General features: G+C 56.3%; 16 protein-coding genes and 2 pseudogenes. 10 read left to right on the forward strand and 8 right to left on the reverse strand.

Annotated elements, in window-relative coordinates; translation table 11 throughout:
* The first annotated feature begins 25 nt into the window (after positions 1–25).
* The 6 genes from QN085_RS08540 to QN085_RS08565 all read left to right on the forward strand — a co-directional run bounded on the left by QN085_RS08540 (position 26) and on the right by QN085_RS08565 (position 3,977).
* Positions 26–595 (forward strand): glycoside hydrolase family 19 protein, encoded by a 570-nt coding sequence (locus QN085_RS08540; protein ID WP_285690401.1) that lies wholly within the window; start codon positions 26–28, stop codon positions 593–595.
* Positions 595–1,116, forward strand: coding sequence for a lysis system spanin subunit (locus tag QN085_RS08545; RefSeq protein WP_285690402.1), 522 nt, complete (start codon positions 595–597; stop codon positions 1,114–1,116). The genes QN085_RS08540 and QN085_RS08545 overlap by 1 nt, the downstream gene beginning before the upstream one ends.
* Before the next feature lie 151 nt (positions 1,117–1,267).
* Positions 1,268–2,062 carry a DNA adenine methylase gene (locus QN085_RS08550; protein WP_285690404.1) on the forward strand — a complete coding sequence of 265 codons (795 nt, stop codon included), beginning with the start codon at positions 1,268–1,270 and terminating at the stop codon, positions 2,060–2,062.
* Positions 2,063–2,771: 709 nt separating this feature from the next.
* A complete protein-coding gene (locus tag QN085_RS08555; protein ID WP_285690407.1) occupies positions 2,772–3,035 on the forward strand; it encodes a type II toxin-antitoxin system HicA family toxin in 264 nt (87 codons plus the stop codon).
* On the forward strand, positions 3,025–3,468 hold the full coding sequence (locus tag QN085_RS08560) for a type II toxin-antitoxin system HicB family antitoxin (RefSeq protein ID WP_285690409.1): 444 nt from the start codon (positions 3,025–3,027) through the stop codon (positions 3,466–3,468). Before QN085_RS08555 ends, QN085_RS08560 begins: the two co-directional genes overlap by 11 nt.
* The gene (locus QN085_RS08565; protein ID WP_285690411.1) at positions 3,465–3,977 is read left to right on the forward strand and encodes a hypothetical protein; all 513 of its coding nucleotides are present in this window, start codon (positions 3,465–3,467) and stop codon (positions 3,975–3,977) included. The genes QN085_RS08560 and QN085_RS08565 overlap by 4 nt, the downstream gene beginning before the upstream one ends.
* Before the next feature lie 705 nt (positions 3,978–4,682).
* Here the strand turns inward: QN085_RS08565 and QN085_RS08570 are convergent.
* The 3 genes and pseudogenes from QN085_RS08570 to QN085_RS08575 all read right to left on the reverse strand — a co-directional run bounded on the left by QN085_RS08570 (position 4,683) and on the right by QN085_RS08575 (position 7,010).
* Positions 4,683–5,549, reverse strand: coding sequence for a hypothetical protein (locus QN085_RS08570; RefSeq protein WP_285690413.1), 867 nt, complete (start codon positions 5,547–5,549; stop codon positions 4,683–4,685).
* 287 nt (positions 5,550–5,836) lie between these two features.
* Positions 5,837–5,938 (reverse strand): annotated as a pseudogene (locus QN085_RS25955) (tRNA dihydrouridine(20/20a) synthase DusA); the annotation flags it as partial.
* 202 nt (positions 5,939–6,140) lie between these two features.
* Complete coding sequence (locus tag QN085_RS08575) at positions 6,141–7,010, reverse strand: AraC family transcriptional regulator (protein ID WP_023660670.1); 870 nt, start codon at positions 7,008–7,010, stop codon at positions 6,141–6,143.
* A 406-nt stretch (positions 7,011–7,416) separates the two neighbouring features.
* Between QN085_RS08575 and QN085_RS08580 the strand changes: the two genes are divergently transcribed.
* The gene (locus tag QN085_RS08580; RefSeq protein ID WP_013971788.1) at positions 7,417–8,454 is read left to right on the forward strand and encodes a sterol desaturase family protein; all 1,038 of its coding nucleotides are present in this window, start codon (positions 7,417–7,419) and stop codon (positions 8,452–8,454) included.
* A gap of 33 nt (positions 8,455–8,487) precedes the next feature.
* On the opposite strand, the gene puuE is transcribed toward QN085_RS08580, so the two are convergent.
* From puuE to QN085_RS08605, 5 genes and pseudogenes are all read right to left on the reverse strand, one after another.
* Positions 8,488–9,381 (reverse strand): allantoinase PuuE, encoded by an 894-nt coding sequence (gene puuE, locus QN085_RS08585; RefSeq protein ID WP_023660671.1) that lies wholly within the window; start codon positions 9,379–9,381, stop codon positions 8,488–8,490.
* On the reverse strand, positions 9,381–10,253 hold the full coding sequence (locus tag QN085_RS08590) for a GNAT family N-acetyltransferase (protein ID WP_023660672.1): 873 nt from the start codon (positions 10,251–10,253) through the stop codon (positions 9,381–9,383). The genes puuE and QN085_RS08590 overlap by 1 nt, the downstream gene beginning before the upstream one ends.
* Positions 10,254–10,892: 639 nt before the next feature.
* Positions 10,893–11,087 (reverse strand): annotated as a pseudogene (locus tag QN085_RS08595) (nucleotidyltransferase family protein); the annotation flags it as partial.
* 456 nt (positions 11,088–11,543) lie between these two features.
* Positions 11,544–11,984, reverse strand: a complete 441-nt coding sequence (locus tag QN085_RS08600) for a type II toxin-antitoxin system YafO family toxin (RefSeq protein WP_023660674.1) — start codon at positions 11,982–11,984, stop codon at positions 11,544–11,546.
* 8 nt (positions 11,985–11,992) lie between these two features.
* Positions 11,993–12,496 (reverse strand): hypothetical protein, encoded by a 504-nt coding sequence (locus QN085_RS08605; protein WP_023660675.1) that lies wholly within the window; start codon positions 12,494–12,496, stop codon positions 11,993–11,995.
* 503 nt (positions 12,497–12,999) lie between these two features.
* Between QN085_RS08605 and QN085_RS08610 the strand changes: the two genes are divergently transcribed.
* From QN085_RS08610 to QN085_RS08620, 3 genes are all read left to right on the forward strand, one after another.
* Positions 13,000–13,254 carry a hypothetical protein gene (locus QN085_RS08610; RefSeq protein ID WP_015269621.1) on the forward strand — a complete coding sequence of 85 codons (255 nt, stop codon included), beginning with the start codon at positions 13,000–13,002 and terminating at the stop codon, positions 13,252–13,254.
* 103 nt (positions 13,255–13,357) lie between these two features.
* Positions 13,358–13,645 (forward strand): DUF3077 domain-containing protein, encoded by a 288-nt coding sequence (locus tag QN085_RS08615; RefSeq protein WP_015269622.1) that lies wholly within the window; start codon positions 13,358–13,360, stop codon positions 13,643–13,645.
* 110 nt (positions 13,646–13,755) lie between these two features.
* Positions 13,756–14,331: a hypothetical protein gene (locus tag QN085_RS08620; protein ID WP_023660676.1), complete on the forward strand. Its 576-nt coding sequence runs from the start codon at positions 13,756–13,758 to the stop codon at positions 14,329–14,331.
* Positions 14,332–14,448: the final 117 nt, after the last annotated feature.

A 14,448-nucleotide genomic window follows, 5' to 3' on the forward strand; every position in this document is an offset into this window, starting at 1 on the left:
TATACGGCCGTCACTGGAGAAACCAATGGCTATCTCAGTTCAACAGCTGCAACAGATCCTTCCCAACGCCGGCCGCAAAGCCGGCGTTTTTGTTCCCGGCCTCAACGCAACAATGGGCAAGTACTCGATCATCACCCCTCGGCGTATGGCTGCGTTCCTTGCGCAAGTCGGCCATGAGTCGGGCCAGCTGCTGTATGTGCGAGAGCTCGGTAATGACGCCTACCTAGCCAAGTACGACACCGGGCAGTTGGCGGAGCGCCTCGGCAACACCCCGGCGGCTGATGGTGATGGTCAGCGGTATCGTGGTCGCGGGCTTATCCAGATCACGGGCCGCGACAACTACGAAGCCTGCAGCGAAGCGCTGTTCGGTGACAGCCGCCTGCTCAATACCCCCGACCTGCTCGAGCAACCGGTCTACGCCTCGCTGTCGGCCGGCTGGTACTGGCAGCGGGCGGGGCTTAATACCCTGGCTGACAAGGTGCTGCAGGCCGATGACTCGGTGTTCGAGCTAATCACCCGCCGTATCAATGGCGGCCTGAATGGGCTGAAGGATCGCCAGACCCTCTACAAGCGTGCGCTTGAGGTGCTGCAGTAATGCCGCTCAATTGGCGAATCGCACTTCTCGCCGCTGCTGTTGGGCTCTATGTGGGCGGACGAGGGGCCTGGATATGGCAGGCCAGCGAATACGGAAAGCAACTGGCAGACAAGGATCGAGCTCATGGTCGTGAACGTGAGGAGGCAGCAGCTGCAGCCTTGCAGCAGTTGGCAGCGCAGAAAAGTCAGCGACAAGCCTTGGAAGATCGCCTGCAAGAGCAGGGCAAAACACATTGGAAGGAGATGAACGATGCACAACAGATTCAAGCTCGCCTGCGTGACAGGCTGGCTACTGCTGATTTGCGGCTGTCAGTCCTTGTCGACGCCGAAACCTTTGCCGCCCCGGGTAGTGACCGTGGGGTGCGAGAAGCTGCCGGCACCGGAGGCGTGGTTCATGGAGCCGTTCGCGCCCAACTTGACCCAGCGCATGCTCAACGAATTGTTGGCATCACCGACGACGGTGACCGAGGACTGATCGCACTGAAGGCCTGCCAGGCCTACGTCCGCGAAGTCATCAAATGAAAAGAGGCGAGCCGGGTAGATGCGCCAACATCCAGCCCGGCCCGCCGAACTCGCAGACCATTCCTGCAAGTCCAGCCGTGGCCTCTGCCTTGTGCACAAAGCGCGGCGAGCCTAACACCTGTTTATTCATACAGTAAAGACTTGCATACCTATGACCTCTCCAATCATCCCTTGGATGGGTGGCAAACGCCGCCTGGCCGACCGCTTGATCCCTCTCTTTCCCCCTCATGAATGCTATGTTGAAGTCTTCGCCGGCGGAGCCGCGTTGTACTTCATGCGTCCCCAGCCCGCGCCCGTGGAGGTGCTCAACGACCTCAACGGCGACCTGGTAACGCTCTATCGGGTAGTGCAGAACCACCTTGAGGAATTTGTGCGCCAGTTCAAGTGGGCGCTCAGCTCGAGGCAAATCTTCGAGTGGCAGAAGATGACGCGCCCTGAAACCCTGACCGACATCCAGCGCGCCGCCCGGTTCTTTTACCTGCAGCAGCATGCCTTCGGCGGTAAAGTCACCGGGCAAACGTTCGGTACCGCGACAACGGGGCCGGCAATCAACCTGTTGCGCATCGAGGAGAACCTATCCGCCGCCTGGCAGCGACTCGCAGGCACCTACGTCGAGAACCTGTCCTGGCTCGCCTGCGCCGAGCGCTACGACCGACCACACACGTTCTTCTACATGGATCCGCCTTACTGGCAGACCGCTGGTTATGGACTTGATTTTCCGTTCGAGGAGTACGAGCGCATGGCTGACTTCATGCGCCGCTGCAAGGGCAGGGTGATGGTCAGCATCAACGACCATCCAGACATTCGGCGTGCCTTTGACGGCTTCCACTTCGAATGTCTGGATATCCGCTACAGCAGCACGAACCAGCGGCAAGGCAAGGCTGAGGTGACCGGCGAATTGGTGATCATGAACTGGCAGCCGTCATCGCTGGGGAGCTTGTTCTGAACTACCAGTGGCAGTCACGAACTGGATCTCCTCACTAGATCAAGGGTAGTAGGTCGGTCAGTGGCCCACTGGCTATCATCCCCGAAAGGAGCAAGATCGATGCATCTGAGTGAAGTGAGTCATACCACATCCATGAAAGCGTCAAGGCTAACCTAGCAACCCTCGAGATCCATGTCGAGGCGATTTCATCTGGAATAGAACACCTACGGGCGTGAGCGATCACACAGCTAGCGGTGGAAGCCCAACTCTCGACAGCGCACCCATAAGACTGGCTATCCGTTCACATCCCTCTTCCTGTCATTGCCTTGGCGAGTTCGACACCGCAAGCCTGGGCGATCAGCTGTACGGGACGGAGCTTATCAGTGCCTGAGGGTATGGAAGCCAGATAATTTGCCGCTCCGATTTTCCTATTCATGCTCCGCCGAAACGCCCCTCCATCAGAGAGTAGCTTCACCGCTTCCTTCGGACATCGCCCCCGACGCTTCAAAACACTCCATACGTTCTCAACCCAGGCGTCTCTAGGGGAACACTGCTGCAGATATGCGTTCATAGCTTTGTGAACGGCTTGTTCGAGTGAGACCAAAATGCCATGATTCGCGCCATCCCGTACGGAGCAGATCAGCAGGGTAGCACGGATGATACAGAAGCCATTTGCCAGCAATTTGCAACTGGATTATAGTTGCGGTGTGTACGCTCGCAGGAGCGTCGCATGAGCCAGATCGACAAGGTGATCGAAAAGCTCGTCAAGACCCCGGCGCCCAGGGATTTCACGTGGGCGCAGCTTCAAAAGGTGATGAAGCATTTTGGTTACAAGGAGTTGGAAGGAAGTGGATCAAGGAAAAAATTTGTGCATCCTACAACCAAACATAAAGTGTTATTGCACAAACGACACCCTGATAGCACTCTTATAGGTGCGCAAATCGAAGATATTATTGAAGCACTAAAATCACAGGGTTATTTATATGACGAATAAGACACTTGAGTACAAAGGATTTCAAGGGTCGATTGATTTTGACGTGCAGGCATATGTGATGCATGGCAAAATTCTTCATATCAACGACTTAGTTACGTATGAAGCGGAAAACCTCAAGGAGTTAGAGGCTGCTTTCAAAGAGGCCGTTGATGACTACCTTGAAACCTGTGAATTCCTTGGCGTTGCTCCCGAAAAACCGTTTTCGGGTTCGTTCAATGTTAGAGTCGGAACCTCGCTACATAAAGACTTAGCGATGTTTGCAGCCCGGCAAGACACCTCGATAAATGAAGTGGTTAAAGAAGCGCTGCGCTGCCATATTGATGGGAAGTATAATGAGGTGCATCACCATCATTATACGCAAAGTCTATATCAATCCGACGAGATAACTTTTAGTCCGCCAGCCACCCGCCCACATCTGGTACTTGTACAATGAGTCTCGATTTAATTACTCTCAAACACATAACGATTCGCAGTGTGCATGGAGATCATTTCAAGGCTGACGTAGTAGATGGAAATTCTTCTTTTAAAGCTCGGTTCAGCTTGTCAGTAGAGGGCGAAAGCAAATCAACGAGCGCCACTAAAGAGCTTCACTTTTCAGTCGGGCTGGAATTTGAAGCGACTTTGCACGACGTTGATAAACCTTTTTTTAAAATTGAGATAGCTGGAAATTTCAAGGCTGCCGCTAAAAATCGCGAAGTTGTCACGCAGTGGATCAATTCTAAAGAGGGCGCTCATGTCCTCGGTGCGACCCTTTACCCATACCTTCGCTCATTAGCTAAGCCGCTGATTGAAGGTCTAGGCGCATCACATATCGATTTCCCATGGAGTACTCCGCCTCTTGGAAAAGTGCTAATAACCGACACAGAAGAAGACTCTGAGCAATCGGTACCTTTGCCTCCAACGACAAATAAGCGCAAGGCGGCCCCAAAGCCTAAGCCTTAATTAAATTAAAACTGATCAGGTTTCATTATCACCGGATATACTAGGTGAGCATTAAACATTCTGGGCGCCATGGGAAGTGCTGCGCGTACGCTTGTGGCTTCATCCTATATGGGGGCCAGAATTGCCTGGGCCTGCTAGGGGCGAAAGACAAGCCACAGACCTTTCGAGCTGGGTATTTATTGACGTCTTATCGACACTACCTTGGCATTGGAGCCATCACAGTTAGTCGGGGATGAACTCGCCCTCTTCCTGGTGGCCCTGGAGTAGTGCTGGGGGCTTGCCCATCACTTAGGTCACATATGACGCTGTGTTGGCCTACGCTGTACCGCCCACCTCGATCACTTGAGACGCTATGGTTCATCCATAGCGAGCGCTCCTCCAGCGCTTCTCTGACGGCGACTGGTTCGAGCGCATCGGCTCAAGCGTGTCGGCTATGGTGGAGGCTTGTTCATCCAGGAGCATGCTTTAATTTCGAGAATTATTCGGGCAAATTTTGGAAAATCTCTAGGGCTCATTAGGCCTCTCCACCAACTCTTGAGAAGCTGGTTATGCTGGGTTACAGCGGCCCATTGAAAACGTCGGGCGTGTTCAAAGCCCTATGTTAGGCCTTACGTTAACTCAGCGAGGTCTGCTTTCTCCCTAAAGCCTGTCTAAAGACTTTGCATTGAAAGTCTTTAGTCCAGTGTTGGGGTTCTAAGAGTTAAGTTAAAAAGGTACTCCAGTAATCTTGGGGAATAACGGGTCGCTGAAATTTATGGTTTCCGCTGAGCCATTATTTTCGACTGTAATCCCATGACTTTCGAGGTCTATCAGGCGCCCAATGCTGTTGCCATTTACAAATAGCTCTTCACCGTGGCTGAATAATTCGTCGTTAAAGGAGTATCTCCTGCCTTTGGCTGTTGGAGAGGAGAGGGTTCGCCCTCGGATTTGCTTCGGGCCGGATTCAAGAGTTGAGATTCGGCTCGATATATCATTAAGGGAGGCAAGGATGAGGCTGGTGTCTTCCGATACTTCAATCTTATGTGGTAGCTGAGCAGGCTTCGTCCCTAGAAGCTGTATCATTGAATTTACATCGTTGGGGGCGGCGGCAGTTTCGGAGAGGGCCAAGGTTATTTTTGATATGTCTGCTTGAACCTCGTCAATTCGAAGAGTGTGACTGTACTCAGTTGTTCGTAGTCCTTGAATGTCAAAAATTCTTGAAGTGATTGTGTCTTTGATTAATACGGTGGGTAGGTTGAAGGCTTGGCGAACCCCAAGTTCATATAGTACGTTGGGGTTTCGACCGCTTAAATCGCAAATGACTATGTCGCTTTCAATAATTTTTTTAAGGATATCAATTATGATGTAGTTACTTGCTGCGACGAAGTCAGCTCTCTGAGCAGTATAGCCAGCGGCGACGCACGCAGGCTTTATAAGATATTCGTATACCCTTCTGAAGTGTCCGGGATCATATCCGTCCATATCAGCGATAGGCATCATCACAAAGCAAGTTTTCGCAGCGGAGCTAGGCTCGTTTTTTTTTACGGTTTTCTGTTCATTGGGAGTTTCAGAATTTTTTTCTTTAGCGGTCATCCAGACCTTCCTCTAGTTAGGAGAGCAAATTAAGAAATTGGTAAATAGTGAGCTTGTAGATGCGTTGCCTCGGAGCAAGCGATTATTCTTGACTTTCCGCTAGTTAATTTTGTTGCCCGATGGCTCAAGCTGATTGTGAGCGCTCATCGAGGTCCAAAGTAATTCCGATTAATAGCATTCTGACATGTCGTCCTGTCAAGAGGAATTTTTTAGCGATACTGGCTTACAGGTGGTACACAAATGGTACTCGTACAAGATGGCAGAGCTGAAAGCTAGATTCAATGTGCCCTACAGCTAAAATGGCACCAATCCATCATGGGTGCAACGCTGAAGCGACGGGAAGGCTCAGGGCGCGTGGTTGCTGGGTTGGAGCCTGGGTTTGTGGTCATATCGTTCAACGTGTCTTGTACCAAATTCAGCAATTTCGAGGGTGTTTGTAGCAAACCGAGGGAGCGACGTAGCAAAAGTCGGCGGCAGGAGATCGGTGATTGCCAGGGCAGGCAGCTAGTTTACCAAGAGAGCCGGGCATCCGTCTGGACTCGATCTATGCGCGGCCCTGCAGCCTTCTCCCCAGATTAGCCACCAGCCAACTTACTTGAGCGGCACGTAGATATCCGTTTGCCATTGCTCCAGCGGCGTTTCCGGATACACGCTCAAGTAGTGAAAGAACAACGGATGATCCCGCAGTTCCTCATCGCTCGAAGGCAGCCAGTCCCGATAAAGCGGATAGATGGTTTCGCCAATGTAGTCAGGCGAGCCGGTATGCCGGATCACGGCGCAGCGGCCCGCCGGGATGATGCGTTCGTGCACGCCGAAATCGTTGGGCTGCACGGCTTCGCATATCTCGCCACACACGGCGAAGCGAAAGGCGTGCGCCGGGGTGGTGTCGGGGTTGTCGTAGGGGATGCCGAAGGTTCGGCTGCTGGCCACCGGTGACTGGCGGCTCTGAATGCGCCATTGGCGAAAACGCGCAACGCTTTCACTGACCAGGCCGGGCGCCCCTTGGTGTTCGAGCGCGGCCACATGGGTTTCGGCGAAATCCACGATACGGATCTGCATGGTGATACTCCTTGAAAGATGAGGAACAACGAAAACCGCACTCCAGGCCTGCCAGTTCGGGGCCTTGGCGAATACGCTCGGCGCCATGCCAAACGCACGCTTGAAAGCCCTGGAAAAGGCTTCGGGGCTTTCGAAGCCGGCGCCGAAAGCTGCCTCCAGCACGGAGATGGCAGGCGAGGCGACCAGTTGGTGCGCCGCGCGTCGAAGCCTCATCAGTTGCACATACCGTGAAACCGGAATGCCCATGTATGCCGTGAACTGCCGATGGAAATGAAATGCCGAGAAGTGCGCGACGCGGCTCAGGGCATTTACCGACAGGTCACCTTCGAGGTGGCTGTCGATGTAGGCAAGCACGGCTTCGAACCGTTTCGCGTAGGTCGCTTTGTGCTGTGAGTCAGTCAACGAACGGAATCTCCGGGAGGTGCGGTGAGCGCTAGCATCCGTTGTTCAGCCATGCAGGCGCCTAGCCGGGATTGCTGTATCGGGGATTGTCTTGACCGTGCCGTGGATGGCACCGGTGCTTCGGTGTTCGCAGGGGAGGGCAGTAGGGTGAATGCAATCGCTGGCGCTTCCGTGCGAGGGGAAGCACCAGCGTAACCGGCCCGGCATGATCGGTCGACTGGGCGAAGCGGGTCGTTCACGCTGATCAATGAACTCCGAGCCTCGCCAGCGCACTCCGCCGCCCAGTTTCAACTGCGGCAGTGCCTGCAGGCGGGAGCTGGTGAGGCAGCACCAGGCCATGCATAAAACCACTGGAGTAAATCAATCTGATTTACAATTGCGTCCCTTTTGCCGAGGCTGACGTTTCGTGGATGCCCTGTCGCTTGTCTATGAGCACCTGACCGATTGGGTGATCACGCCTGTTACCGACCAGTTTCTCGGCATTTTCAATGTGAATGGCCGTTTCGGGGCCTTGTTCCTTTGCATCTCCTATGGCGCAGCCTATGGCCTGTTCCGCTTCAGGAAGCAGCGCGGCCTGAGCGACGCCCAATCGTTCTGGCAATTCATCGGCGGCGCCCGGGTACATCTGCATCCGTCGGCGCTGCTGGACTACCGCTACTACTTCGTGCGGGCCATCCTCAAGGTTGCACTGGTGCTGCCCGTCGTCCAACTGGTCGACCCCTACATCCTGCGCTCCGGCGATTACCTGGCCTTTTTCAGCAACCTCTGGGGCGCGCGCCCGCGCCTGGGCGAGAACCTTGCACTGTCCCTGCTCTACGGGTTGGGGGTGTTCCTGCTCAAGGACTTCATCCATTACTGGGCGCACCGGGCCTTTCACTCCCGCTGGCTCTGGGCCTTTCACAAAGTCCATCATTCGGCGCCCGTGCTGGTGCCGGCGACAGCGAGCCGGGTGCATTTCGTGGAAAAGATCGTCGAGAAACTGAGCACAGGCATTGGCATCGGCTTCTACGCCGGATGCTTCTGGTACCTCTGCGGCGGTGAAGTCAGCCGCTACACCCTGTTCGGCGTGACCTACCTGGTGTTCATCTTCAACAGCCTGGCGGCCAACCTGCGGCATAGCCATGTCTGGCTGTCGTTCGGCCCGCAGCTGGAACATGTGTTGAACAGCCCGGCCCAGCACCAGATCCATCACAGTGACGCCCCGCGCCATTTCAACCGGAACTTCGGCACCAACCTGTCCCTCTGGGACTGGATGTTCGGCACGCTCTATGTCACTACATCAACGCCCGAAAGCATCCGCTTCGGCACCGGTGAGCAGGACCACCAGCGTTACCTGACGGTCTATAGCCTGATCGTCACGCCCTTTGTCGAAACCGGCCGTAAGGTCCTGATGAAATGCCAGCGCAAGGCTGTGCTCGGCGCGTCCGGCAGGGCAGGCCGTTAGCTGATCCCGTGTTTGTTGCGAACGACTGACCGCTCAGGCGGGGAACTGGGCTATCCAGTGCCTGGCAATCTCTTCGCGCCGGCAGACCCACACCCCGTCGTGGCCCTGCACGTAATCGAGAAAGCGCGCCAGCGCCATCGCCCGACCAGGATGGCCGCTGATCCGCCCATGCAGGCCCACGCTCATCATCTTCGGGTGCTGCGCGCCCTCCTGCCACAACAGGTCGAAAGCATCCTTCAGCAGCCGGAAGAAGTCTTCACCGCAGGCGAAGCCATTGGGCAGCAGATAGCGGGCGTCGTTGTTGACCAGTGTGTACGGAATCACCAGGTGGGCGGGCGAGCCTGGGAGCCAATAGGGCAGATCATCGTTGTAGGCATCCGAGCTATAGAGAAACCCGCCTTCCTCACGCAACAGGCGGCGGGTGTTCTGGCTGACCCTTCCTGTATACCAACCTACGGGGCGTTTACCGCAGACCTGCTCGATCACCTCGATGGTGAGGCGGATATGGCGCCGCTCCTGGTCTTCAGGCATGTCGCGATAGTCCAGCCAACGGTAGCCATGCCCGGCAATCTCATGCCCGGCAGCGCAAAGCGCATGGCCAATCGCCGGGGTCAGTTCCAGTGCTCGGCCAACGGCAAAGGCGGTCAGCGGCAGGCCCCTGGCGCCGAACAGCTCCAGAATGCGCCACACACCTGCGCGCGATCCGTATTCGTACATGCCTTCGACGCTCAGGTCCGGTTCCCCCACACGCGGCGGGCGGCCGGGTAGCTCATGAAGCCAGGCCTCCGACTGTGCGTCGCCATTGAGCATGCATGACTCCGCACCCTCTTCGATGTTGAGTACGAACTGGACCGCGACGCGCGCCCCACCGGGCCATCGCGGGTGGGGTGGGTTGCCGCCATAACCGATCAGGTTGCGAGCGGACATCAGCCCAGCTCGAAGGTCGTGACGGCGAACACACGTTCGTGTGCGATCGCCGGAGGAGGGCCCAGGTACATTCGTGCGCAGCCGAAAACCTCGATCATGCCCTGTTGGCGCACAAGCGCCATCGCGGCGGGGTTATTCTCGGGGGCATCCAGAAACAGCGGGCAACCTCGCGCAAATTCTGCCAGGCGCGCGTAGAGGGCATTGGCTGCCAGCGCGTCATCGGCGAACAAGGGGCCGATCTTGTAGCCTTCCCGGCAGCGCCTTGCCACGCCATAGCCGCTAAGCCTGCCCTCGCGGCGGCAACCCACGGCGAGTGCATCGGCCTGGGCTATCCACCCGCTCAGGAAGGCTGCGCGCGCGGCAGGGAAGCAGGTGCGGTCGTAATCGACCACCTCATCGAACGGGAAGGTGGCCAACGGGACGATGTCCTGGTTGTCTACCTGCGAAGGCGCCGGGCGTTCGGTGGCCTTGGCACGAAAACGCATGTTGCGATGGGAGAAGACGAACCCACCCTTGGCGTAGTAGTCCTGCATTGCGAAGACGCCATCCATGCCAATGCTCGCGCCTGGGCGCAGGCGGGCGAGGAGTCGCTCGCGGCGTGCGTGCCAGAGGGTATCGCCCAGGCCTTGACCGCGATACTCAGGTCGGACGATGAAAAAGCCCATGAAACCGAATTCGCCGTTGTAGGAAGTGATGGCACCGCCGCCGATCAATTCGCCGCCCCGGGACGCCGCGATGAAGGCGGCAGGGTCCGTGGCCCAGTACAAATCGGCATCGTGAACGCCGGGATTCCAACCCTCACGGGCAGCCCAATCGACGAGCTCGTCCAGTTCGGGACGGGTCATGTTGCGTATGACCAGCTGATTCGACACCGCGAAATTCCCCCAGTCGCTGAACGGGCATGTGGTCCATCTGCACTCTCAACCCTTTGGGTATAGCTTTAACGCGAGTATTGATCTAGGCCGTTATGACACCTGCAGAATAGGCTCGTCGCCATTGAATGGTCCTGAGTGCCAGGGGTAGCTGCCGACCTGCGTAATAAGTTAGTTCACCACTTCATTGAGCATTTCGATCTCTGGTCAGAGTCAGGCTGCCAGGCTGCGGATGGTTATCTGGAGGAAAGCTACCAGACCATCAATCGGCATTGTTTGAACCTGCAATATTGGGCCAGAACCATGGTTGAGGCACGAGTCAAAATGGCTTCGTTTATACAGAGCCAGGCATTTTGAAGATGCGCTCGACGGCATACGGGAGGACGGCTCGGTCGATTGGCCTGGCAGTGGGATCTACTCCTGTTTACGTGAGGCAGAAGCCAATGGTAAGGCAGCGGGGGTAATGCCTGTCAGTTAACCAGTTTGGGGCCGCTTTGCGGCCCATCGCAGGCAAGCCAGCTCCCACAGTGATCGCACAACTTCTGAGTTTTACGCGGTCCCTGTGGGAGCTGGCTTGCCTGCGATGGGCTGCATGGCAGCCCCGTTCCAGCACGGCCTCTACAGGTCAAAAGCGCACGCTCACTCAACCAAGACCAGCCACGGCCAACGTGCCTGGTAGCTGGCAGCTTTTTCCCTGAACAAGCCTGGCCGTGGGTTCAGCTCGTTCATCCTGAGCAGGTCGTTCTGCAGGTCGTCCAGGCCATGTGTGCTGTAAAGCTCGTCAGTGCCGACATCGACCCCCAGGCAGGTCGACCGGATCAGATACCGGGGCAGCGCCGGATTTCGTGTAGTTGAATGCCTGAGCGAGGTGTTCCCTGGGGAGGGTTTACCCGCGAACTGGGCAGTCGGGGCTAGTCATGAAAGCGTTGGTTACACAGCTCTGCGCTACGGTGCGGACGATGGGTTCATAATGCATGCTTTTTCGAGTTTCGCAGGCTACGGCGCCAATTATTGCTCCGGCCAGGTCATCCGGTTGATCAGCATTCACTAACGAGTACTCAGATAATGAAAATTCTTGCCGAAGGGGTCACCGGTAAAGCGCTTTGCGAACACTGCCAGGTAGTGGTGCCTACGTACTATGCCCGTCGTGATGTACCGTTCAGCGATGGTCAAGGGGTGGTCAAGGATATCCTGGTGGGTGTGTGTTTCCGTTGCGATGGCGTGGTCGCCCTTACACCTCAATCTACGCCAGCCATCCGAGAGTCACGCCGTCGTTTCGGATAATCGCGATCAATTGTTATCGCGCCATTCTTTCGCCAGTCGAGCCAGATACTGCATGGTCGAAATATCCCGGGCTTTGGTGTGCGCATCCGGCCATAAAAAGGCCAGTATCAGATAGCGATCTTCATACAACTCGCCCTGGACGTAGATGAGTGCTGCGTCATCACCCGGCCGTCCCATCTTGCAAACTCTGTCATGCTGAGGAACGTTTTTGGGGAATAAGGCAGGTGGGATGCAGATATGGATGTGCATCAGACAAGCCTGAAACGCAAGTGGCGGCTGCGTGTAAGGTACGTCCCGCCCGAAGATCGAGGGGATGAGTTGGCGCCTGGATTCGATGTAGCGTAGGAATTCGCTTTTCAACACTTCCGACAAGCCGGGATGTTTCGCATCGACAGGAAGGAAGAACTCTTCAAACGTTTCGGGATGAAATGAAACCTCGACTGGCATTGGTCACCTTACGCCAGTCGGTTGAGCTTGCGGGTAGTGTGATCGGCAAGATCGCGAAGGCCAGGGGCACTCAGTGCGCTCTGGAACTCATCCGGCGTGAGGAAGAACTGCTGGTAGATCCCATCGATGACAACCATTTTGCTGCGTACCTTAGCCACTGCTCGGCGCAGGTTCTGGTGCTCATTGTAAAGAGCGGTTGGCACGTTTGCCGCTTGCAGTCCGCCCTCCAACTGCCTTACCGCTTTGAGCAACTCAGCATTCTTGAGGTATTTGGTCTGGTCGAAGGTATCCGATTTCATGAGTGCAACGACACGCCTCGAATAGATCGACTCCAGGACCAGCCAGCCATGAGTCAGCTCAGCGATTACGCTGCGCAGGTCAGGGGAAGAGGGGGGGGTAGCGCTGGCTTCACGAACCTCAACGGCACGTGATTGAAGTGAGAGAGTTGTGTAATCACCCACCAATGCGAGCGCGGCGACGATGAGCGCCGGTGCTGCTGCTTTGACTGGCATGAATACCTCCATTTGCTGCTCGGGTTTTGCTGCGATTACTGAAAACTTGGGGGCAATTATCGGCGTTGAAGCCTGATAGTCAATTGCTGCCAAGTCTGGAAATTGTAAGCCTAAAAAACGTTGAGCGTATGGTTCTGGTGCGTCGGTGTGAGCTGGTCCTACAAGACCGAATCAGTTTTTTCCCCTTCCGTGTAGTCCATTTCTGAATCATCCTTTTCAAGCCGTTTCACCATTGCGATGGAAACCTGAGCCCCCTAGTCTCGCCCTGTCGTTGCAAATTCAACGACCGGGTCTGCAAGCCTGGGGAAGTATCGAAAGCGTGCTCATCATCAAGCCGTTGGTCTGTGCCAATGGTTGTGCTTAATGGTGGCTGCGTACGGGTGACCTTCGGGTCAGCCGGGTTTTTCTCGATCTTCCCCGGTCTTGCAGGCCCGTACGCAGCCGCCACCCATTCTCTGCAAGGGATGGGGTGTGGTTTTCTCTCACGAAATCGAGATGTGACCATGCTCAAAATAGTCCCGGATCCCCCCATTTCCGACTCACCCCATCACTTGGAAGACACCCTGATCCAGGCCACGGAATACGTGCTGTGCGCCTTGTCCGTAGGCCATCACGCGATAGCCTCGCTCCCCAGATCTCCCGCCACGATCATGACCCTGGCGGTCATGCATGAAATGGAGGCTGTGCGCACGCTGCTGGAGTCGGCGATTGCGCAGGTGCAGCTCCGGGGCGGGCAGCCGGTGCATACATTGCATTGATGGGCTGATTTTCAAATTTTGCCAGCCTGGGCGGTGCGGTTTTCTTGCCGGGGACTGCAACCGGGAAGTCGCACTGGCCGGCAGATTCAAAAGAGGGTTTCAGATGGACAAGGAATTGGATGACGACACCGGCACACTGGGCCTGACCGTAGGCGCGGCCACGTTCCTGGACGGTGTGCTGGACGGCAAGAAACTGTTCCGCGTAGAACCGGGAAACTGCTGCGACCATGCCATCGAACAAGCGTCGGTATTGATGGACTGCTCACGGCGAGCGTCGTTCATCGGGGTGATGGACAACGAACCGGTGCTGGTCTGGGCTTCGCACTTTCTCTGCGACATGGCCAAGGCGCTGATGGATGACGCGCATATGGGCATGCGCAAGAACCGCTGACCCAGCCAGGCGTCGCGAAGCCGAGGCAGTGTGGGCTTGGCACCCTGCCAGTATTGTCTGATTGTCATGCAGGGGTTAGGTTGCTGGGCTCTTTTCAAGGAAGATGACCGATGAAACGGACCCTGCCGCTGGTATTCGCCTGCGCGCTTTTCCCCCTGCAAGCCTGTTCGGCGCTGGAAGTCGGCCAGTTCACCCTGGGCATGCCCAAGCCCCAGGCCATGGCCATTCTGCAGCAGCAGTTCGGCGAAGTTGAGCATTTCACCGGCTATCACTACCAGGTGCCCACCGAGTTCTTTCAGGGGAGCAACCCGAAGGGCGATTTCAACCTGGGCGGTATTGCCATCACGCAAGTGAAGGCATCGTTCAACGAGGCCGACCAGCTTCGCCAGGTGGAGGTGCGGCTGGCCAGCACCGACGAGGCGCGGGTCCAGCAACTGCTGCCGATGACCAGGCAGGCCAAGCCTGTGCCGAATAGCGGTGGCCGACTCGAGGCGTTTTCCGCAGACGGTGAGCTGGTGTACTGGGTGGCCAAGGACCGGGACTGGACGGTGGTGACCATCGCCGACAAGGCCAGCTCGGACCAGAACGTCAAAGCGCGGGCCAAGAGCGATGAGCGCTTTGCCCAGCTGAACCGCAAGTTCGACAAGCTGATCGAGACGGCCAAGGCGGTGGAAGGCAAGCACTGATCGACAAAGCCGTGCAGCTTTGAAGCTTGCTCATACCATGCATTCATGGGACTGCACATAACTCATTGAATTAGCAGGGACCCTGTGGGAGCGGCTTTAGCCGCGAACACCGGCGCA

It is taken from the genome of Pseudomonas sp. M2(2023) (assembly GCF_030263955.1).
Taxonomy (GTDB): Bacteria; Pseudomonadota; Gammaproteobacteria; order Pseudomonadales; family Pseudomonadaceae; genus Aquipseudomonas; species Aquipseudomonas asiatica.

Bases quoted from the DNA above. Each gene is read 5' to 3' on its own strand.
- QN085_RS08540 (WP_285690401.1), top strand. From the start codon at position 26: ATGGCTATCTCAGTTCAACAGCTGCAACAGATCCTTCCCAACGCCGGC.
- QN085_RS08545 (WP_285690402.1), top strand. From the start codon at position 595: ATGCCGCTCAATTGGCGAATCGCACTTCTCGCCGCTGCTGTTGGGCTC.
- QN085_RS08550 (WP_285690404.1), top strand. From the start codon at position 1,268: ATGACCTCTCCAATCATCCCTTGGATGGGTGGCAAACGCCGCCTGGCC.
- QN085_RS08555 (WP_285690407.1), top strand. From the start codon at position 2,772: ATGAGCCAGATCGACAAGGTGATCGAAAAGCTCGTCAAGACCCCGGCG.
- QN085_RS08560 (WP_285690409.1), top strand. From the start codon at position 3,025: ATGACGAATAAGACACTTGAGTACAAAGGATTTCAAGGGTCGATTGAT.
- QN085_RS08565 (WP_285690411.1), top strand. From the start codon at position 3,465: ATGAGTCTCGATTTAATTACTCTCAAACACATAACGATTCGCAGTGTG.
- QN085_RS08570 (WP_285690413.1), bottom strand. From the start codon at position 5,549: ATGACCGCTAAAGAAAAAAATTCTGAAACTCCCAATGAACAGAAAACC.
- puuE (WP_023660671.1), bottom strand. From the start codon at position 9,381: ATGTCCGCTCGCAACCTGATCGGTTATGGCGGCAACCCACCCCACCCG.
- QN085_RS08600 (WP_023660674.1), bottom strand. From the start codon at position 11,984: ATGCCAGTCGAGGTTTCATTTCATCCCGAAACGTTTGAAGAGTTCTTC.
- QN085_RS08605 (WP_023660675.1), bottom strand. From the start codon at position 12,496: ATGCCAGTCAAAGCAGCAGCACCGGCGCTCATCGTCGCCGCGCTCGCA.
- QN085_RS08610 (WP_015269621.1), top strand. From the start codon at position 13,000: ATGCTCAAAATAGTCCCGGATCCCCCCATTTCCGACTCACCCCATCAC.
- QN085_RS08615 (WP_015269622.1), top strand. From the start codon at position 13,358: ATGGACAAGGAATTGGATGACGACACCGGCACACTGGGCCTGACCGTA.
- QN085_RS08620 (WP_023660676.1), top strand. From the start codon at position 13,756: ATGAAACGGACCCTGCCGCTGGTATTCGCCTGCGCGCTTTTCCCCCTG.